18 protein-coding genes are annotated in these 19,890 nt (G+C 66.3%); 9 read left to right on the top strand and 9 right to left on the bottom strand.

Features of this window, described 5'->3' with window-relative positions:
* Window positions 1–330 precede the first annotated feature (330 nt).
* On the bottom strand, window positions 331–1,557 hold the full coding sequence (locus tag CG51_RS09120; RefSeq protein ID WP_035744122.1) for a UbiH/UbiF/VisC/COQ6 family ubiquinone biosynthesis hydroxylase: 1,227 nt from the start codon (window positions 1,555–1,557) through the stop codon (window positions 331–333).
* A gap of 127 nt (window positions 1,558–1,684) precedes the next feature.
* Between CG51_RS09120 and CG51_RS09115 the strand changes: the two genes are divergently transcribed.
* The 4 genes from CG51_RS09115 to CG51_RS09100 all read left to right on the top strand — a co-directional run bounded on the left by CG51_RS09115 (window position 1,685) and on the right by CG51_RS09100 (window position 8,025).
* Window positions 1,685–3,022, top strand: coding sequence for an amidase (locus CG51_RS09115; RefSeq protein WP_035744121.1), 1,338 nt, complete (start codon window positions 1,685–1,687; stop codon window positions 3,020–3,022).
* Window positions 3,023–3,152: 130 nt separating this feature from the next.
* Window positions 3,153–4,334, top strand: coding sequence for an aminotransferase class I/II-fold pyridoxal phosphate-dependent enzyme (locus CG51_RS09110; RefSeq protein ID WP_035744119.1), 1,182 nt, complete (start codon window positions 3,153–3,155; stop codon window positions 4,332–4,334).
* A gap of 23 nt (window positions 4,335–4,357) precedes the next feature.
* Entirely contained in the window at window positions 4,358–7,375 is a 3,018-nt protein-coding gene (locus CG51_RS09105; protein WP_416171648.1) for a DNA translocase FtsK, read from the top strand.
* Window positions 7,376–7,422: 47 nt separating this feature from the next.
* Complete coding sequence (locus tag CG51_RS09100; RefSeq protein WP_035744116.1) at window positions 7,423–8,025, top strand: LolA family protein; 603 nt, start codon at window positions 7,423–7,425, stop codon at window positions 8,023–8,025.
* A 121-nt stretch (window positions 8,026–8,146) separates the two neighbouring features.
* Here CG51_RS09100 and CG51_RS09095 read toward each other — a convergent pair whose 3' ends face one another.
* Window positions 8,147–8,728, bottom strand: a complete 582-nt coding sequence (locus tag CG51_RS09095; protein ID WP_035744114.1) for a transglycosylase SLT domain-containing protein — start codon at window positions 8,726–8,728, stop codon at window positions 8,147–8,149.
* 222 nt (window positions 8,729–8,950) lie between these two features.
* On the opposite strand from CG51_RS09095, the gene hspQ reads away from it, so the two are divergent.
* Window positions 8,951–9,277, top strand: a complete 327-nt coding sequence (hspQ, locus tag CG51_RS09090) for a heat shock protein HspQ (RefSeq protein ID WP_035744113.1) — start codon at window positions 8,951–8,953, stop codon at window positions 9,275–9,277.
* A gap of 40 nt (window positions 9,278–9,317) precedes the next feature.
* Here the strand turns inward: hspQ and zapE are convergent, their stop codons facing one another.
* Both zapE and CG51_RS09080 read right to left on the bottom strand, forming a co-directional pair.
* Window positions 9,318–10,412, bottom strand: a complete 1,095-nt coding sequence (gene zapE / locus CG51_RS09085) for a cell division protein ZapE (RefSeq protein WP_035744112.1) — start codon at window positions 10,410–10,412, stop codon at window positions 9,318–9,320.
* A 3-nt stretch (window positions 10,413–10,415) separates the two neighbouring features.
* Window positions 10,416–11,297, bottom strand: a complete 882-nt coding sequence (locus CG51_RS09080) for a hypothetical protein (protein ID WP_035744110.1) — start codon at window positions 11,295–11,297, stop codon at window positions 10,416–10,418.
* Between the two features lie 162 nt (window positions 11,298–11,459).
* On the opposite strand from CG51_RS09080, the gene CG51_RS09075 reads away from it, so the two are divergent.
* Window positions 11,460–12,710, top strand: coding sequence for an MFS transporter (locus CG51_RS09075; RefSeq protein ID WP_035744108.1), 1,251 nt, complete (start codon window positions 11,460–11,462; stop codon window positions 12,708–12,710).
* Here CG51_RS09075 and CG51_RS09070 read toward each other — a convergent pair.
* The 5 genes from CG51_RS09070 to CG51_RS09050 form a co-directional block, all read right to left on the bottom strand.
* Entirely contained in the window at window positions 12,707–13,630 is a 924-nt protein-coding gene (locus CG51_RS09070) for an ornithine cyclodeaminase family protein (protein WP_035744106.1), read from the bottom strand. The two genes, CG51_RS09075 and CG51_RS09070, sit on opposite strands and share 4 nt — an antisense overlap.
* Entirely contained in the window at window positions 13,627–14,268 is a 642-nt protein-coding gene (locus tag CG51_RS09065; RefSeq protein WP_035744104.1) for an HAD family hydrolase, read from the bottom strand. Before CG51_RS09065 ends, CG51_RS09070 begins: the two co-directional genes overlap by 4 nt.
* Window positions 14,265–14,723: a YaiI/YqxD family protein gene (locus tag CG51_RS09060; RefSeq protein ID WP_035713087.1), complete on the bottom strand. Its 459-nt coding sequence runs from the start codon at window positions 14,721–14,723 to the stop codon at window positions 14,265–14,267. The genes CG51_RS09065 and CG51_RS09060 overlap by 4 nt, the downstream gene beginning before the upstream one ends.
* The gene (locus CG51_RS09055; RefSeq protein ID WP_035744102.1) at window positions 14,720–15,649 is read right to left on the bottom strand and encodes an AEC family transporter; all 930 of its coding nucleotides are present in this window, start codon (window positions 15,647–15,649) and stop codon (window positions 14,720–14,722) included. The genes CG51_RS09060 and CG51_RS09055 overlap by 4 nt, the downstream gene beginning before the upstream one ends.
* 572 nt (window positions 15,650–16,221) lie before the next feature.
* Complete coding sequence (locus CG51_RS09050; RefSeq protein WP_051930313.1) at window positions 16,222–16,698, bottom strand: c-type cytochrome; 477 nt, start codon at window positions 16,696–16,698, stop codon at window positions 16,222–16,224.
* 131 nt (window positions 16,699–16,829) lie between these two features.
* Between CG51_RS09050 and CG51_RS09045 the strand changes: the two genes are divergently transcribed.
* From CG51_RS09045 to CG51_RS09035, 3 genes are read left to right on the top strand one after another with little or no spacing between them, the layout of a single operon-like run.
* Window positions 16,830–17,705, top strand: a complete 876-nt coding sequence (locus tag CG51_RS09045) for a MurR/RpiR family transcriptional regulator (RefSeq protein WP_158212529.1) — start codon at window positions 16,830–16,832, stop codon at window positions 17,703–17,705.
* A gap of 1 nt (window position 17,706) precedes the next feature.
* Window positions 17,707–19,062 carry an aspartate aminotransferase family protein gene (locus CG51_RS09040; RefSeq protein ID WP_035744099.1) on the top strand — a complete coding sequence of 452 codons (1,356 nt, stop codon included), beginning with the start codon at window positions 17,707–17,709 and terminating at the stop codon, window positions 19,060–19,062.
* Window positions 19,059–19,871 carry a beta-keto acid cleavage family enzyme gene (locus tag CG51_RS09035; RefSeq protein ID WP_035744098.1) on the top strand — a complete coding sequence of 271 codons (813 nt, stop codon included), beginning with the start codon at window positions 19,059–19,061 and terminating at the stop codon, window positions 19,869–19,871. The genes CG51_RS09040 and CG51_RS09035 overlap by 4 nt, the downstream gene beginning before the upstream one ends.
* The last annotated feature ends 19 nt before the right edge of the window (window positions 19,872–19,890 follow it).

The following is a 19,890-nucleotide window of genomic DNA, read 5'->3' as shown; positions in this document are numbered from 1 at the left end:
ACAGCGGATGGGACGGTCGCCCCCCCGGACGCCCTCCTTCCCCTTGATCGTTCCGCCACCACGGGACACCGTGGCCGCACCCCGGGACGCCCTCCTTTCCAGTCACAGTGGATGGCACGGGCGCGCCCCGAACGCTCTCCTCGCCTCGACCGTTCCGCCACAGCGGACGGCGCGGCCGTCCCCCGGACCCTCCCTCGGCCGTTCGGTTACAGCGGATGGCGCAGCCGAACCCCGGACGCTCTCTTTCCCCCTCGGCCGTTCCGCCACAGCGGATGGCAAAAGGCCGCACCCCAGCCGCTTCCTCCTCTCGGATGAAGTATCAGACGGGCATCATGCCGGAAGGCCGCGAAGCAGGCGGGGCGTTGCGCCACCCAGACCTGCCGCTTCGCGCATGAAGGCCCGGCGGAGGGGGGGGAGTGCCTGAACCATGCCCATTCCCGCGCCGCGCATGGCGGACAGCAGCGGATTTCCGTTGGAAAATAGCCGGTTCATCCCATCCATGCCAAGCGCGAGCGCCGTCGCATCGAACCGCCGCCAGCGTTCATAGCGTCTGAGCACCGGGAGCGTGCCCGGATCCTCGCCCCGCCGATGCGATTCTGCCAGCACTTCGGCCAGCGCCGCGACATCGCGCAGCCCGATGTTCAGTCCCTGGCCTGCCAGCGGATGTACCCCGTGCGCCGCATCCCCCGCGAGCGCGAGGCGGGGCCGGACATAATGATCGGCGAGCGAAAGGCTCAGCGGATAGGAGAAGCGCCCCCCCGCGAGCGCGATCTCCCCGAGAAAATCTCCGAAGGCCGGGCGCAGGACTTCAAGGAAGGCGGCATCGTCCAGGGCCTTCAGCGCCTCGGCCTCCCGCGTGGGCAGGCTCCAGACGATGGAGGACCGATGTCCTCCCGGAAGGGGCAGGATGGCAAGCGGCCCGCCGGGCATGAAGAACTGATGCGCGGCGCCATGGTGGGGATGATCATGGGTCACGGCACAGACCAGTGCAGTCTGATCGTAGGACCAGCCGCTGCGGTGGATGCCCGCCCGCTCCGCCACGCCGCTCCGCCGTCCGTCGCAGCCCACCGCCAGCCTTGCGGTGATCGTGGCGCCGGTAGAGAGGGTGAGCGTGACCCCCGCCGCGCCAACCTCCTGACCGGTCACGGCGCTGTCACTGACCTGCCGAATCGCAGGAGTATCGCCCAGCACGGTAGAGAGGGCGGCAGACAGGTGGCGATCTTCGACCATCCAGCCCATCGGGCCGTCATCCAACTCCGCATGATCGAAATGCAGAAAGAAGGGCGCGGCGCCCTCTCCCGCGCGGCCCTGACTGGCGATTACGTCGAGGATCGGCTGGCTCTCCGCCACCTGCTCCCACACACCAAGCACGGTCAGCAGCTTCTGCGATGCCGCGGCGAGCGAATAGGCCCGCCCGTCGAACCCCGCCTGCCCCCGCGCACCTGCGGGGCCTGCATCGATCAACGTCACCGAAAAGCCTGCCCCGGAGAGCGCGAGCGCGAGGGCTGGCCCGTTGAGGCCACCGCCCACTATGGCAATGTCGCTGTCGATCTGCATGATCCGTCCTTTCGCCCCGTCGAACGCATCGGGACACGGGTGGGAAACTAACGTTCCGGGCGGGATTGTCCATGCGGCAAGGGAGGGCTAGCCTCCCGCCGACTCATGGAACGGCGGGGATTGAGGGATGAACGAGGACTGGCTCTGGATGACGGCTGCCGATCTGGGACGCGGGATCGACGGCGGGCATATCGACCCGCGAGAGGTGACGCGCGCCTATCTTGACGCCATTGCCGCCCATCCCGAACGCGACCGGATCTATGCCCGCGTCACCCCGGACCGTGCCATGGCGGAGGCGGAGGCCGCCTACATGCGCCAGAAGGCGGGCCAGCGGCGCGGGTTGCTGGACGGCGTTCCGGTGTCCTGGAAAGACCTGTTCGACACGGCGGGCGTGGCGACGGAGGCAGGATCCGCCCTTCTTGCGGGCCGCGTGCCGGACCGGGATGCGGAGGTGCTGATCGATGCGACGGAGGCAGGGCTGGCGTGCCTTGGCAAGACGCATATGTCGGAACTGGCGTTCTCCGGGCTGGGCCTCAACCCGGTGACGGCGACGCCGCCCAATGTGAACGATCCGAAGGCGGTGCCGGGCGGGTCTTCCTCCGGAGCGGCGGCCTCCGTGGCCTTCGGTCTCGCGCCCGCGGCCATCGGGTCGGATACGGGCGGTTCGGTGCGGCTTCCGGCGGCTTGGAACGATCTCGTCGGGCTCAAGACCACGCATGGGCGACTGTCGCTTCAAGGGGCCGTGCCGCTCTGCGAGACGCTGGACACCGTGGGACCGCTCACCCGCTCGGTGGAGGATGCGGGGCTGATCCTCGCGGCGCTGGAGGGGCGCAGGCCCGCCGATCTGCGGGGCGCCACGCTGGAGGGAACGCGGTTCCTCGTGCTGGAGACGCTGGCTCTGGATGACGTGCGCGAGGCGCCCATGCGCGGGTTCGAGCACGGGCTGAAGGTACTGGAAGCCGCGGGGGCGCGGATCGAGCGCGGCCGAATCCCGGAGGTGGCGGAAGCGGCTGCGCTTTCCGGCATCCTGTTCGCCACGGAAGCCTATGCGATCTGGCGCGAAGCCATCGAGGCCGCTCCGGACAAGATGTTTTCCCGGATTCTCGAACGGTTCCGGGGCGGCGCGAAGACCAACGGCGCGGATTACGTGGCCGCCATGCGCCGGCAGACCGCGCTGCGGAAACGCTGGCGGGAGGTGACGGCGGGCTATGACGCTGTGCTGACGCCGACCTCTCCCATCCTGCCACCCGAGGCGGATCGGCTGATGGACGATAGCGATTATTACGTGACGGAGAACCTGCTCGCGCTCCGCAACACACGGATCGGCAACCTGTTCGGGCTGTCCGCGCTCACGCTGTCGACGGGCGTTCCCTCTGCCGGGCTGCAACTGCTCGGCCAGCCGATGGGGGAGGAGAGGCTGCTCCGCCTCGGCATCGCGGCGGAGGCAGCGCTCGCCCGCGCGTGACGCTTCGCGACCCCATGTCACACCCTCCGCGACAAGCCGCGGAGGGTGATGCGTTTTTCTGGACCGCCGTCCCGCTCCCGGCTATTGTCATTGCGAACGGGGCGCCACGACCCCGAGACGAGGCAGCAGTATGAAGTTTCCCCAGCGGTTCGCGGCTTTGCCGGAGTACGCCTTCCCGCGCCTGCGCGCGCTTCTCGACCATCATGCGGCCGGGGGAGAACCCGTGTCCATGACGATCGGGGAACCCACCCACCCCTTCCCCGACTGGGTGGGAGAGGTGCTCACGGCCAATCTGGCGGGCTTCAACCGCTATCCGCCGAACGAGGGCACGCCGGAACTGCGCGCCGCGATCTCCGGCTGGCTGGAGCGGCGTTACGGTGCGGTGCTCGACCCCGCGACGCAGATCTGCAACGTCAACGGCTCGCGGGAGGCGCTGTTCAACGCTTGCCTGGCCGTTTCGCCGGAGCAGAAGGACGGGCGGAGGCCGCTGGTGCTGATACCCAACCCGTTCTACCAGGTCTATGCCGTGGCCGCCGTCGCCTCCGAGGCCGATCCGGTCTTCGTTCCCGCGACCGCCGCGACCGGATTCCTGCCCGACTATGCCGGTCTTCCGGCAGAGACGCTGGACAGGGTGACGGTCGCCTATCTCTGCTCCCCCGCCAACCCGCAGGGCGCCGTCGCATCGCTCGACTACTGGACAGAGCTGCTCGCGCTGGCCGAGAAGCATGATTTCAAGATCTTCGCCGACGAATGCTACTCCGAGATCTGGCGGACAGCGCCCCCGCCCGGCGCGCTGGAGGCGCTGGTGCGCACCGGGGCCGACCCGGAACGGCTGGTCGTGTTCAACTCCCTTTCCAAGCGGTCGAACCTGCCCGGAGCCCGCTCGGGCTTCGTCGCCGGGGGGCCGGAGACGATGGCGCGGATCAAGCAACTGCGCAGTTACAACGGCGCGCCCGTGCCGCTGCCGCTGCAGGCCGTTTCAGCCCGTGTCTGGTCGGACGAGGCGCATGTGATCGCCAACCAGGCGCTTTATGCCGAGAAATACGCGCTCGCCGATGAGGTCTTTGCCGGGGCCCAGGGCTACCAGCCGCCGGAGGGAGGGTTCTTCCTCTGGCTCCCGGTGGAGGATGGGGAGGCGGCGGCGCTGAAGCTCTGGACGCAGACCGGCGTCCGCGTGCTGCCGGGCGCCTATCTCAGCCGCGATACCGACGGCGGAAACCCTGGCAAGGGATACATCCGCGTGGCGCTGGTCGCGCCGAAGGACGAACTGCAGCGCGGCCTGGTCCAGCTCCGCGACTGTCTCTACGGGTGAGGTGAGGGATGGCTTCCTATCAGATGAGACAACGCGACCCGCTGTTCGACTCCTCCACACAGGCGGCGCTCGAACGGCGCGGCAAGGAGTTGATCGGCGTTCTTCTGGTCGTGGTCGGGGTGCTGATCGGCATGATGATCGGCTCCTACCACGCCGATGATCCGAGCTGGATGTCCGCCACCGACGAACCTGCGCAGAACCTGCTGGGGCGGACCGGGGCCTCCATCGCCTCGCCACTGATCGTGATAGCGGGCTATGGGGCATGGGCGCTGTCCATCGCCTTCGTGGTCTGGGGTCTGCGGTTCATCACCCACCGGGGGGAGGATCGGGCGCTGAACCGTTCGGTCTTCGTGCCGATCTCGGCGGCGCTGGTGTCGGTCTATGCCTCCACGCTGGTGCCCTCGCACGACTGGGGCCACTCTTTCGGCCTGGGCGGACTGTTCGGCGATACGATCCTTGGTGCGCTTCTGGGTGTGGCGCCGCTGAGCGCGGGTTTCGGGCTGAAGATGATGTCGCTGCTGAGCTTCATCGCAGCAGTCGCGTTCGGGCTTTACGTGCTGGGCTTCGACCGCGCGGAACTGCGGGGGCTGTCACGCTTTCTCGCTCGCGGGCTGGTCACCGGCTACGACAGGCTCATGAACGGTGCGGGCCGGGGCGCGAATGGAGCATTCCGCGTGGCGCAATCCGCCGCCCAGTCCGCCGTGCAGACGGCCGCCGAAAAGCGGCGGGAGAAGCGGGAGGCAGCACTCGCCGCTCCGGCGAGCCGCGTGACACGGCAGGCGGAGCCGCAGGACGCATGGTCCGCTCCCCAGCCGATGGTTGCCGCAGCCACGCTCCGTGCCGAGCCGCGCTATGAGGAGGAGCCCGCGCCCAGAGAGCGGCCCGGCCTTCTTGCGCGCGCTTTCGTCAAGCGCGCGCCCGAACCCGAACCGGAACCCGAACTGGTGGAGCCGCTGCTCTCCCGCCATCTGCCGGAAGATCTGCCGGACAGCGACCGCGTCCGGGCCCGTATCACCAGTGTCGTCCGCGCAAGGGCCAGCCGCAGCGGCAGTCCCCGGCTGGAGCCCCCGATCGTGGCCGGTGCACGCTCCGAGCCGCCGCTTGTCCGCGCCCGTCGGCCCATGCCGCTGATCGCCAACACCCGTCCCCGCCCTCCCCTGGCCCCGGTCGCCGCCGCTCCGGCAGTCATGCAGGAGCTGGATGAGCAGCTGCCACTCGACCTCGCCGACGATTTCGACGATCTGGAGATGTTCGAGGACGTGATGCCGGAGCCGGTCATGGCCCCCTCCACCCCCCTTTCCGCCGCCCCGCGTCGTCCCCATCCGCTCGCGATCACCGACGAGGACGAGATGGACGAGGAGGACGCTACGCGCAACATCTTCGCGCTGGACGATGACCGCGCCCCGAGAGAGGCGCCGGACGCCCGGCGGATCAAGGTGCAGCACGGCTCGCGCTGGACGGCGCAGGCCGCGCCGCAACCCGCAGCGCAGACGGCGACGGCACCCCGCCGCCCGCCGGTGCCGAGCTACCCCGACTACGAACATCCGCCGCTGGCGCTGCTGATGGACCCGGCGGAAATCTCCCGCCATGTCCTGCCGGACGAGGCGCTGGAGGAGAATGCACGTACGCTGGAGTCCGTCCTCGACGACTATGGGGTGAAGGGAGAGATCGTCTCCGTCCGTCCCGGCCCCGTCGTGACGATGTATGAGCTTGAACCGGCGCCGGGGCTGAAGGCGTCGCGCGTGATCGGGCTGGCCGATGACATCGCGCGCTCCATGTCTGCGCTTTCCGCCCGCGTCTCCACCGTGCCGGGCCGCTCCGTGATCGGGATCGAACTGCCGAACGAGAAGCGGGAGAAGGTCGTCCTGCGGGAAATCCTGACCTCCCGCGATTTCGGCGATACCGCGATGCGGCTGCCACTGGCGCTCGGCAAGGATATCGGCGGCGCGGCCGTCGTCGCCAACCTTGCCAAGATGCCCCACCTGCTCATCGCGGGGACGACCGGCTCCGGCAAGTCGGTCGCGATCAACACGATGATCCTGTCGCTTCTCTACCGGCTGTCGCCGGAGGAATGCCGCCTCATCATGATCGACCCGAAGATGCTGGAACTGTCCGTCTATGACGGCATCCCGCATCTGCTCTCCCCGGTCGTCACCGACCCGAAGAAGGCGGTCGTCGCCCTGAAATGGGTCGTGGGCGAGATGGAGGAACGCTATCGCAAGATGTCCAAGATGGGCGTGCGCAACATCGAGGGCTACAACGGCCGCGTCCACGAGGCGCAGGCCAAGGGCGAGATGTTCAAGCGCACCGTCCAGACCGGCTTCGACGAGGAAACCGGCGATCCCGTCTTCGAGACGGAGGAGATCGAGCCCCGGACCATCCCCTTCATCGTGGTGATCGTCGATGAGATGGCCGACCTCATGATGGTCGCCGGCAAGGAGATCGAGGCCTGTATCCAGCGGCTGGCGCAGATGGCGCGGGCTTCGGGCATCCACCTCATCATGGCGACGCAGCGGCCCTCCGTGGACGTCATCACCGGCACGATCAAGGCGAACTTCCCCACCCGGATTTCCTTCCAGGTGACATCGAAGATCGACAGCCGCACCATCCTCGGCGAACAGGGGGCGGAGCAGCTTCTGGGCCAGGGCGACATGCTCTACATGGCAGGCGGTTCCAAGATCACCCGCGTCCACGGGCCCTTCGTCTCCGACGAGGAGGTGGAGGAGATCGTGAACCATCTGAAGTCCTTCGGGCCGCCCGAATACATGTCGGGCGTCGTCGAGGGGCCGGATGACGAACGCGCCGATGACATCGACGCGGTACTGGGCCTCGGCGGCAATACCGATGGGGAGGACTCGCTCTACGATCAGGCGGTTGCCATCGTGGCCAAGGACCGCAAGTGCTCCACCTCCTACATCCAGCGGAAGCTCGGCATCGGCTACAACAAGGCCGCGAAGCTGGTGGAACAGATGGAGGATGAGGGCGTCGTCTCCTCCGCCAACCACGTCGGCAAGCGAGAGGTGCTGGTCCCGGAGCCGTGATCGCGCGTGGGGATGGCAGAGAGCGCGGGATGCGATAGATAAGCGATATGAAGATCTTCTCCCGCGTTATCGCCGTCATCCTCGTGCTCCTCATGGCCCTGCCCGCCTTCGCGCAGGAGGTGCCGCTGTCGGAGCTGTCGCGTTACCTGAACGGGCTGCGCACGGCGGAAGCGCCGTTCACGCAGACCAATGCCGACGGCTCCCGTGCCGAGGGCACGGTCTATATTCGTCGTCCCGGGCGGATGAGGTTCGAATACAATGCGCCGGTTCGCAACCTCGTCATGGCGGGCGGCGGGCAGGTGGCAATCTTCGACGCGAAGTCGAACTCCGGCCCGCAGCAGTATCCGCTGAGCAAGACGCCGCTGAACCTGATCCTCGCCCCCACTGTCGATCTCGGGCAGGCGCGGATGGTCGTGGGGCACGGCACGCAGGGCAGCGATACCTATGTGATCGCGCAGGATCCGAAGAACCCGCAATACGGGCAGATAAGGCTGGTGTTCTCCTCCAATCCCATCGCGCTGAAGCAATGGGTCATCACCGACGAGGCTGGGACCCAGACGACGACCCAGCTTGGCCCGCTGAAACTCGGGGAGAACTATCCCCCATCGTTCTTCAACATCCCTCTGGAGACAGCGAAACGGCAGCGCTGAGCTTGGCGATGCTTCCCTGACAGCTACGCCGGGAACGGGGGCTGTGTCTCGGGTCGGGATATATCCCGCCGGGAAATCCGGTGCCTCCCTTGCAGCGCCCCGGTTTCCCCAGAGGCGGAGGTCAGATCTTGCGGCAGGAGATCAGCTGGGCGCGGTATTTCTCCGACCGGGCCGACATGCTGTTCGCAACCGACATGAGCCACGGCTTGCTCCTGTAGGTCTGCCGCGCATAGCCGCCGCGGCCCTCATGATAGGCGAGATACTGGTTGTAGATGTCGTACACCGGAATACCCAGGGCCTGACGCGTCTGGTTCATGTACCAACCCATGAAGTCCGTCGCGTCGTGAATATCCCTGCGGTCGGCGCCGCGATTCCGCGTCTCGCGCTTGTATTCCTCCCAAGTGTCGTCCAGCGCCTGCGCATAGCCGTAGGCGGAGGACTGGCGGCCCATCGGGATGATGCCGAGCGTATATCGGAACGGCGTCTTCGCATCGCCGATGAACTTGCTTTCCTGGTGAATCACCGCCATCTGGACGTTGACCGGAACGCCCCACCGGGCCTCGGTCCGGCGCATGGCGGAGAGATATTTGGGCCGCTCGCGCACGATGGCACAGGCATCGTCGAGATTTTTCGGGGCCGAGTATTTGCCGCCGCCGCATGCCGCCAACAGCAACAACACCGATAGCCGGAGGTATCTGCCCATCTGCCCCTCGTGTTCTGTCTTATTGTTTTCCAAGGTTATACGCGAAAGCAAGCGTCAGAGAAATGCCACTGTCGTCCAATTTGCGATCAGATCCGCGAGAGCACATGCTCTTTGCCCTTGCAAAATGTTCATCAGACACTGTTGCGAGACAGATTGTGCCCGGTGAACTCATGGACTTTTCGAGCGGCAAATCGTAACAATGGTTAAAAAGAGGCCCCGCTCATGATCAAGTCAGAGGCGAAGTATCATCTCGGACAGGTCCTGCGCCACCGGAAGCATCCCTTCCGGGGGGTGGTTTTCGACGTGGATCCCGAATTCAACAATACCGAGGAATGGTATGCCTCCATACCGGAGGACAGCCGCCCCTCGCGTGAACAGCCCTTCTACCATCTTCTGGCCGAGAACGACCGGAGCTACTATGTCGCCTATGTCTCGGAGCAGAACCTGCTGCCCGACGAAACCGGAGAGCCGGTGGAGCATCCCGACCTGACCGACCTTTTCGGCGAATTCGAGGGCGGACGCTACTCGCTGCATTTCCCGCTGAACTGATCCCGCCCGGCAGGCAAGGGCCGCGCGATGACGGGCGGGCCTAGGCTGCGGTCGTCGCCCCCGCCCAATCGGCACCCTGCATCTCTCGCAGACGGCTGGCGGTACGCTCGAACTCGAATGCCCCTTCCCCCTCCTGATACAGATGCTCCGGGATATCGGCGGCGGAGCAGATGAACCGCAACCGTGCCTCATAGACCGCGTCGATCAGCGTGACGAACCGTTTCGCCTCGTTGAAGTTGGACCGGGACAGCCGCGGGATCTCTTCAAGGATGAGCACCCGAGCGGCCCCTGTCAGCGCAAGGTAGTCCGCCGGGCCGAGCGGCTTCGCACAGAGATCCCAGAACCGCGCCCGCGCAACACCGTTGTGGAAGGCAGGGATCTCCACCTCCCGACCGTTGACCTTCAGAAACATCGGGCGCTTCGGCGCATGACCGGTCAGATCGTTCCATATCCCATCGATCGCCGCTGCGGCAGCGGCATTGGCGGGCGAGAAATAGACAGGCGCACCGGAAAGCCGGTGCTGGCGGTAGTCCGTCTCGCTTTCGATCTCATGGACGGCCAGCCGCTCCTTCAGAAGCGCGATGAACGGGAGGAAAAGCTGGCGGTTCAAGCCATCCTTGTAGAGATCGTCCGGGGCGCGGTTGGAAGTGGTCACGACCACCACGCCCGCATCGAAGAGCTTCTGGAACAGCCGCCCCACGATCATCGCGTCGGCGATGTCGGTAATCTGCATCTCGTCGAAGCAGAGCAGCCGGAGTTCGGTCGCGATCTTTTCCGCCACCGGCAGTATCGCATCCTGAACGCCACGCGCCCGAGCGTCGTTCAGCCCCGCCTGCACTTCCTGCATGAAGGCGTGGAAGTGAACACGGCGCTTCTCCGGGATATCGACGGACTCCATGAACAGGTCCATCAGCATCGACTTGCCCCGCCCTACCCCGCCCCAGAGGTAAAGGCCGCGGATCGGTTCCGCCGGCTTGCGGGTCAACCGGGCGAGAAAGCCCTTTGGCTTGGGCGGCTGCGTCTCCAGCGCCGTACGGATCGTCTCCAGCAGCGGCAGGGTGGATCGCTGCCCCGCATCAGCGCGCAATGTGCCTTCGGCGACCTTGCGATCGTAGATTTCGGTCAATGTGGCCATGGGTCAGGTCCGTCCAAGTGTCGCGCGGCAATGGTCGAGGATGCGGCTCCAGGCGGGCCCCATCGCGGCAGTGCTCCAGATGAGCTTGCGGCCCTTCCTGTCGGTCAGCTCGGCACCCTCCGGCATGTCGATCAGGACCTCCGGCTTGATATCCTCGCCATTCAGCGTGATCGCGGCCTGCCGGGCACGGCGCGCCATCACCCAGGGCAGCTTGGCACGAAGCAGGATCGGCCAGCGCCACGGAAACATGAACTCCCACGTGAACTTGACCGCGTAATCCCTTGGAAGGGCTGACATATGAGGTTGCGCGCACCAACTGATGAACCGCTCGTCGGCGATCATGGGGCGGAAGTCGCCATGATTGGGAAACCGCTCATCCAGTTCCCGAAAGCGTCGCGCGATGTAATGCCCCTCCGCCGGGCGCCAGACCACGACAGAAGAATTGCCCCGCGCGTAGTGCTTTCCCTTCGACAGCCGATAGACGAGCCGCCCCAACGCGCCGAAAGGGATGATCGCGCTTTGCAGCATCAGAACGGATTGCCGGTCGCGCATGAAACCGATGCCCCGCGACATGTCGCCCGTGATCACGGTGTCCAGATCGACATAGGTGGCGGGCAGATCGACAGGAACCACACCCTCCTCGAACATCGCCAGCTTGGCCTGACAGCCGGAGCGGCGGAAGCGTTCCCGCAGGAAGAACTCCGGGAACGGGCGCAGCATCACGGCGGGGTCCAGCCCCGGTTTCGGCAGTTCGGTAATGAGGACGAAGCGCGGCACGCTCGCCGCCTGCCTGCGGATCTCGCCGACCAGATGGTTCAGAACTTCCACGGGATAGCGCGTGCCCCAGCAGACCATGACGCACTGCCATGTCTCCGCACCGGCCATGTTCATCCTCCTGAAAGATCGCGCGCGACCCTATCCGCTGACTGCGAGGGACACAACTACCCCTCCGCCGCGCATCCTTCGCATTCCGTGATGCTTCCATCACAAATCATCAATTGACGGTTTGGGCCGTGCCACGCAAAACCTGTAGGCGAGGAGACTCCCATGACGAACACCCTGAGCCGCGACCGCCTGTTCACCCCGATACTCATCGGCGGGTGCATCATCATCCTGATCAACTTCGCGATCCGCGCCTCCTTCGGAGTGTTCCAGATCCCGGTGGCAGAGGAATTCGGCTGGCCGCGCTCCTACTTCTCGCTGGCCATCGCCATCCAGAACCTCGCCTGGGGGATCGGGCAGCCGGTATTCGGCGCGATCGCGGAGCGCTGGGGCGACAAGCGGGCGATCATCATCGGGGCGCTGTTCTATGCGGCGGGTCTGGTGCTCACCGCCTGGGCTTCAACGCCCGGCATGGTCCAGTCGCTCGAGGTGCTGGTGGGCTTCGGTATTGCCGGCACGGGGTTCGGCGTGATCCTCGCGGTCGTCGGGCGCTCCGCCTCCGATGACAACCGGTCCCTTGCGCTCGGCGTTGTGACCGCGGCGGGATCGGCGGGCCAGATCATCGGCGCCCCCATCGCCGAACTGCTGCTGGCGCAGTTTCCGTGGCAGACCGTGTTCGTCATTTTCGCCGGCGCCATCCTTTGCGCGCTGTTCGCGCTCCCCCTCATTCGCGCGCCGGAGCGGGCAAGTACCGAGGTGGACGAACCCTTGGGGCGTGTCCTCGCCCGCGCCGTGAAAGACCCGTCATATATCCTTATCTTCCTTGGCTTTTTCTCCTGCGGCTATCAGCTGGGCTTCATTACCGCGCACTTCCCGGCCTTTGTGACGGAGCTGTGCGCCCCGATCAGCGCGGGAAGCTGGCTGTCCTCTATCGGCATCACCTCCACCTCTGCGCTGGGGGCGCTGGCCATCGCGGTCATCGGGCTGATGAACGTGGGCGGCACGATCCTCGCCGGGATGCTGGGCAAGACCTATTCCAAGAAATACCTGCTCGCGGGGATCTACCTCGCCCGGACGGTCGTTTCGGCGGCCTTCATCATGGCGCCCGTGACGCCGGGCTCGGTGCTGCTGTTCTCGGCGGCGATGGGTTCGCTCTGGCTCGCCACCGTGCCGCTGACCTCGGGACTTGTCGCGCAGATATTCGGGCTGCGCTACATGGGAACGCTGTATGGGCTGGTGTTCTTCAGCCACCAGCTCGGCAGCTTCATGGGTGTCTGGCTTGGGGGCGCGCTCTACGACATGTATGGCAACTACACCCTGGTTTGGTGGATCGGTGTGGGGATCGGCGCATTTTCGGCGCTCGTCCACTTGCCTGTGAACGAACGTCCCTACGCCATGCGGGGCGCGACGGCCTAGCCGTTCCGAGCGCGCCAGGCGTCGAGGATGTATCGGCCTGTCATCAGGTCCAGATGCGCGCCGCCGCCGTTTTTGCAGAGCGTGATCTCCTCCGCGCTCTCCCGCCGGAAATCCCCCCGGTCGATGTCATAGAAATCGGCGATCACGTCATCCTCGGTGATGACGCCGGTCGCGATAGGCTTCATCAGTTCTCCGATGTGGTGAACGGTGGTGGCGCGCGCGTTGACGAAGATGCTCGCGCGCCGCATCGCCTCGTCATCCACCTCACGCATGTCGGGACGGTAGGCCCCGATCAGGTCGAGATGCGTTCCAGGCTGGATCCAGCGCCCCTCGATCACCGGTTCGGAGGACATGGTGCAGGTCGCGATGATGTCGGCGGTGCTGGTGGCCTCCTCGAGATCGCTCACCACCTGCACGCCGGGATAACGCAGCGCCAGCGCCTCCGCCGCATCCCGCTTTCGCGCCCAGACGCGGAAGCGCGCCTCCGGGAAAGCGGCCGAATAGGCCTCTATCATGGAGGCCGCGACCGCCCCGGCCCCGACGATGAGGATATGCCTGCTGTCGGGCCGCGCCAGCAACCGCGCGGCGAGCAGGCTGTCTCCCGCCGTCTTCCACTTGGTCACCAGATGGAAATCGACCAGCGCCAGCGGGTAGCCGGTCACATCATCGAACAGCGTGACGACCCCGTTGACGAGCGGCCTGCCCGCCCGCCGGTTTTCCGGCACGATGGTCGCGGATTTCACCGCGACGCCCAGCCCGTCGATCCAGGCGGAGCGGGAGAGGAGAGTGTCATCTTCGCGGTAAAGAAACGTATCGCCTATACCCGAGAGCGGCAGCAGGTGCCCCTGCTTCAACGCCTCCGTCAGGGCGATCCAGTCCAGATGGGCCTCCGCCTCCGGGCCGATGATCTCAATGGTCATGGCCGTGCCTCCTCCTCCGTCAGCAAGCCTTCGCGGACAAGCCGCCGCGCCCAGCCCTCCGGCCCGTCGAAATGGTGTGTCCGCCATCCCCGCGCACTGGCGGCCGTGATATTGTCGATCCGGTCATCGGTGAACAGAAGGTCGGCAGGCGCAACGCCGCTGTCCTGCTCCAGAATCGCGTAGATCTGCGGATCGGGTTTGATGACCTTAAGCTCACCCGAGACGTAGCGCCGGTCGAATTCGTCCAGAAAGGGATAGGCTTTACGGGCAAGGGCGAATGTCTCCACCCCGAAGTTGGTCAGCGCAAAGACCGGGATCCCCTTTTGCCTGAGCGCCCGCAGCAGATGCACCGACCCCGGTATCTCCGGCCGCGCGATATCGAGCCAGCGGTCGTGCCAAAGGCGGATCTGCGCGCCCCAGGCGGGGTGACGGTCGGCGGTGTCATAGACAACGTCCTGGAAACTCTCGCCCCGGTCTATGCCGTCGTTCATCGCGTGCAGGTCGACCTCCGCGAACATCCGTGCCCGGTCCGCGGCGGGCATGAGGCCATCGAAAAAGCGCTCGGGCTGCCATTCGAGCAACACGTTGCCGATGTCGAAGACGACGGCCTTCGGAGGAGATGCGGCGGCTGCGGTCATGGGGCTTCCTTCATCGCGGCGCGAAGCTCCCGCTCCAGCGCATCCAGAAAACGGGATCGGTCGGCCTTGGCGAAGGGGCGTCCGCCCCCCTGCAGGAACGGGTCGGCCGAACGGATATCAGCCATCAGGTTCCGCTGGGCCAGCACGGGGCCGATATTGGCCTGCGTCAGCACGGACCCTTCCGGTCGCACGACACGCGCGCCGCGCTCGATCACCCGTGCCGCAAGCGGGATGTCATTCGTCACCACGACATCGCCGCGCGCCGCTCGCTCAGCGATCCAGTCGTCGGCCACGTCCGGGCCGGCCGGAACGAAGATCATCTCGACCAACGGGTTCGGCGAGGGGCGAAGCCCACCGTTAGAAACCATGAACAACCGCAGCGTGTGGCGCGTTGCGACCCGCTCGGCCTCTGCCTTGACCGGGCAAGCATCCGCATCGACATAGATCGCCGTCATGGCATGAGCACCCGTGCGATGATGAGCGGGAGCGTGATCACACTCGCCGCCGTGGAGAACAGGATGGCCGTCGAAACGCGCAGCGGCGCCACGCCGTAGTGCTGGGCCAGCATATAGACATTGCCCGCAACCGGGAGCGCGGCCGTCGCCACCATCAGCCCCGCCGCGAAGGGATCGACCGGCAGCAGCCAAAACGCCACCACGGCACAGGTGAGCGGGTGCAGCAGCAGCTTCACCGCCGACAGCCACGCCGCGACCGCAGGCCGCTCCGCATTCCGGCCCGCGAGCGAGGCGCCGATAGCAAACAGCGCGCAAGGCGTTGCAGCCGCGCCAAGGAGCGTCACGAATTCCTTGACCGGAGCAGGCAGCGGCACACCCGAGGCCGACCACAGTACCCCCGCCACCATCGACACGATCATCGGGTTGCCGATGAGCCCGCGCCCGAGCGAGGGGAAGATGCGCAGGTCGAACCGCCTGTCCCGCCACAGCGTCATGATGACCGTGATGAGCGTGGAAAACACGACAAGGTCGATGAGCAGCATGATGAGGATCGGTGCCGCTGCCTTCGGGCCGAGCAGCGTCACGAACATCGGCAGGCCGAAGAAGCCGGTATTCCCCACCACCCCGCACTGCGCCTCCACCGCCGCTTCCGCCACCGTGCAGCCCCGAAGAAGCGCGACCGCTCCCGTCAACGCATAGACGGCAAGGCTCGCACCCGCATAGGCGGCGATAAAGACCGGCTCATGCAGCGCTGAAAGCGGCAGCGAGGCAGCGAAGCCGAACAGCATTGCCGAGAGTGGCAGGAAGAACACGAATCGCGTGAGCCAAGCCGTTGCTTCCGGGGGGCAGAAACCCCGCCGCGCCGCGATCCAGCCAAGGCCGATCAGCGCGAAAAAGGGCAAGGTCTTGAGAAACACCGGAAGCATCAATTTCGCCTAGCACGGTCTGAGGTGCCGGACCAGCGCCCCGCACATGGCGAGGCCATGCTGTGTCGGCAGGAGCGCGATGGCCGTCCGATATTCAAGCCCGGAGGGCGGAACACTACCCCCGCTCCCCAGTTGGCGGAGGACAGCGCAATAACCGGCCGAAGCGCTGATCTTCAGGCCGCGATCAGCGCTCAACGAGGGGGGCGCGAGCGTCCGGGGGATGCAGCCTGGAATGGATCTCGCCGGCAACATCGCCTGGCCCTCGCTTTCCAGCTCCAGAGCAATGCTCGTGTTTTCCGGCCCTGACCGGCGCAGTGTCCGTCTCGGCCCTGACGTTCCGGTCAGCCGACGTGGATGGCCGAGACGCCCTGCCAAGCTCTCGCCCTAGCCAATCGGTGACGGTCGAAACCGTATAATCGTCGCGCAGGCAAGGCCATACGCCTCCGATCAACGGAGAATCACCCGAGGACAACCCCGCGGGCCAAGTGTAGCCAGCGACCCGCAGGGGGAATCTGCATCATCTCCCGCCTGCGGGGTGCGAGTTAACTGCCGACCGCGAGCCAAGCAGTCGGTCAATCGTCCATGCGGTAGTTGTCATGGCAACTCTTGCACGTGCCCGCCATAGGCCGGAAACCGGCAGCGAGCGTCTCGGCAGAAGTTGCGTCTATGGCCTGGGCGGCGGAGGCGAGCTTGTCGGCATGGGCGACGAAATCGTCCCATTTCTCCCAGATTGCCGGAAGCGCTTCGGAGGCGGGGTCGCTCTCCTGCGGCCTGAACAGCGTGTGGATACGCCCGGCATCGGTGGCAATGGTGCCCGCTGCGGCTTGGGCTGCATGACTGTCGAAGGGGACCTTCTGCTGAACCATGTCGGCGATGGATTTCAGGTTCCGCCCGATATCCTTCATCAACGCCATCCGCTCGCGCACCGCGGGGTTGGTCGCTTCGCCCTCTGCATGAACGGGACCGGGCGCTGCTCCGAGGCAGAGAAGTCCGAGGGCAAGAAACAGGCCGGCGGAGCGCGCCGACCGAGGGGTAGCTACCGTCTTCACGTGGCTGTCTCCTCCAGATTGTCTAGGAAGCTTAACACGGAGGAACCGGTTGAACAGCCTCTTAGCGGACGAGTTTCGCATTGACACGAATGTTTCATATCATCATCATTCATGAAACAACCGTTCCATTCATGACCGTCAGCACCCTGCATCATCAAATCGACGCGCTCTATCCCGGCCTTTCCCCAAAGGCGCAGGAAGCGGCGAGGTATATCCGCGAACACCCGGCGGAGATCGCGCTGCACGGCCTGCGCTCGGCGGCGCGCAAGGCGGGAACCTCTCCCGCCTCGGTGCTCCGACTGCTCCAGACGCTGGGCTTCGCAAGCTGGGCGGAGTTTCAGGCGTTGCATCAGCAGTGGCTGACGGAGGACCGGTCCGCAGTGTTTTCCCGGCGGGCGGGCGATATGGTCGCGCATCAGCTTGGGTCAGAGAGCAATCTTCTGCTGCGGCTGGCCGAGGCGGAGACGGCAAACGCGGCCTCCGGTCTGGCGGAGGCGCAGCACCCCGCCCTTGCCAAGGCGGCGGACAGGTTGGCGACGGCGACCGAGATCGGGATACTCGGGCTTCGAAGTTGTCACTCCGTCGCGTACGGGCTGGCCTACGGACTGTCGCTTTTTCGCCCCGGCGTGCGGCTCATCGGCGGCACGGGCGGGATGATGCTGGACGAGATCGACGCCTTGCCGCAGGGGGCGACCCTCGTTACCATATCCATAGCGCCCTACAGCCGTGAAACGGTGGAAGCGACGCGCCACGCGCGCAGCCACGGGATGGGGGTCATCGCCGTCACCGACGCACCCTTCGGCCCGCTCTCCCGGCTGTCGGATATCACGCTGACCACGACCACCGATATTCCGGCGCATCTGGCCTCCGTCACCGGGCTTGTCGCGCTCTGCGAGGGGCTGACAAGCCTTGTTCTCACCCGTTCCGGAGAGGCGGGGCTGGCAGCCCTGCGTCTGCGCGAATCCCGCCTTTCCCAACGCTCCGCCTACCTGCCTCCCGAGGATTGACATGGCCAAGGATCTGACCGCCAACCAAACGCGCATCCTGCATCGCGACCCCGCCCGAACCTTGCCGGTGGCGATCGGGGGCGACGGACCCTATGTGATCGACAGCACCGGACGGCGGTATCTGGATGCCTCCGGGGGCGCTGCCGTTTCCTGCCTCGGGCACAGCGACCGGCGGGTGATCGAGGCCATCAAGGCGCAGCTCGACCGGTTACCCTACGCCCATTCCAGTTTCTTCACCACCGAGCCCGCGGAAGCGCTGGCCGATCACCTGATCTCCCGCGCGCCGGAAGGGTTGGAGCACGTCTATTTCATCTCCGGCGGCTCGGAGGCCAATGAGACGGCGCTGAAACTTGCCCGCCAGTACTTCTGGGAGAAGGGGGAGACGCAGCGGCGGCACTTCATCGCCCGCCAGCAAAGCTACCATGGCAATACGATCGCCGCGCTTTCCATCGGCGGCAATCCGGGGCGCCGCGCGGTCTATGAACCGATCCTGCTGCCCGCGAGCCATATCGAGCCCTGCTTCGACTACCATTACCGCCGCGAGGGCGAGAGCATGGAGGATTACGCCCTCCGCGCCGCCGACGCGCTTGAGGCCGAGATCCTGCGACTGGGGCCGGAGACCGTGATCGGCTTCGTGGCGGAAACGGTCGTGGGCGCAACGGCCGGTGCCGTGACCGCCGCCCCCGGCTATTTCAAGCGCATCCGCGAGATCTGCGACCAGTACGGCGTGCTGCTGATTCTGGATGAGGTCATGTCGGGCATGGGCCGGACCGGACGCCTTTTCGCCTGCGAGGACGAAGGCGTGGTGCCGGACCTGCTTACCTGCGCGAAGGGGTTGGGTGCCGGTTATCAGCCGATCGGCGCATGTCTGATGTCACGGGAGATCCACGACGCGATCACCGGCGGGTCGGGCGTGTTCCACCACGGTTTCACCTATATCGGTCATGCCACCGCCTGCGCCGGCGCGCTGGCGGTTCAGCATGTGATCGAGGAGGACGGCCTTCTTGCCCGGTGCCGGGATGCGGGAGCAGCGTTGCGTGCCGTGCTGGGTGACCGGCTGGCCGGAAACCCCCACGTGGGCGACATCCGCGGGCGCGGCCTGTTCATCGGGGTGGAACTGGTGCGGGACCGGACCACGAAGGAGAGCTTCGATCCTGCGCTGAAACTTCATGGCCGCATCCGGGCAGCCGCGATGGCGGAGGGACTGATGGTCTATCCGGGCGGGGGCACGGTGGATGGCACGCATGGGGATCACGTTCTGCTGGCGCCTCCCTTCATCATCGGCAGCGATGAGATCGCCCTGATCGCGGAGCGGCTCGGCCATGCCATCGATACCTCGCTGAAGGCCGTCGCATGACGCGGCCGTTTGCGATAGCGGTCGCCCCGAACGGCGCGCGACGCACGAAGGCGGACCATCCCGCCCTGCCGATGACTGCCGCGGAACTCGCCGCGACGGCGGAGGCTGCCCTTGCGGCAGGCGCGGCGATGATCCACCTGCACGTGCGCGGGGCGGACGGGGGCCATGTGCTCGACGCGGACCTTTACCGCGAGGCGGAGGCGGCGATCCGCGCCGTCACCGGTGACGCTCTGGTGGTGCAGGTCACGACGGAGGCCGTCGGCCGCTATACCCCTGCCGAGCAGATCGCGCTTGTCGATGCGCTTCGGCCGGAATCCGTGTCGCTGGCGCTGCGCGAGATCATGCCGGAGGGCGGAGAATCCGCTGGCGCCGCCCTGTTCGAACGGATGGAGGGGTGGGGCACGCTCCACCAGATCATTCTCTACGATACGGCCGATGTCGCACGGCTGGAGACATTGCAGAGGCGCGGCCTGCTGCCGGAAGGCCCGCTGGCGATCCTGCCCGTGATGGGCCGTTATTCGGGCACCGGGGCGGAGCGGGCGGAGCTTGACGCCTATCTGGCCGCCGGCATCGCCCGCCATGCCTTCATGCTCTGCGCCTTTGGCCGGCAGGAAGCGGCCTTCATGGCGGCGGGTGCGGCGCATGGCGGCCATGCGCGCGTGGGCTTCGAGAACAACCTCCATCTGCCCGACGGCAGTCTTGCCCCCGACAACGCCGCCATCGTCGCGGCCACCACCAGACAGACCATGCGGCCGCGCGCGACGGCGGAGGATCTCCGACGGCTGTGGTGGACGCCCGCGAACCGCTGACAATCATCAACCGGCACCC

Source organism: Haematobacter missouriensis, assembly GCF_000740775.1.
Classification (GTDB): domain Bacteria; phylum Pseudomonadota; class Alphaproteobacteria; order Rhodobacterales; family Rhodobacteraceae; genus Haematobacter; species Haematobacter missouriensis.
This window is presented reverse-complemented; position numbering and strand designations above follow the sequence as displayed.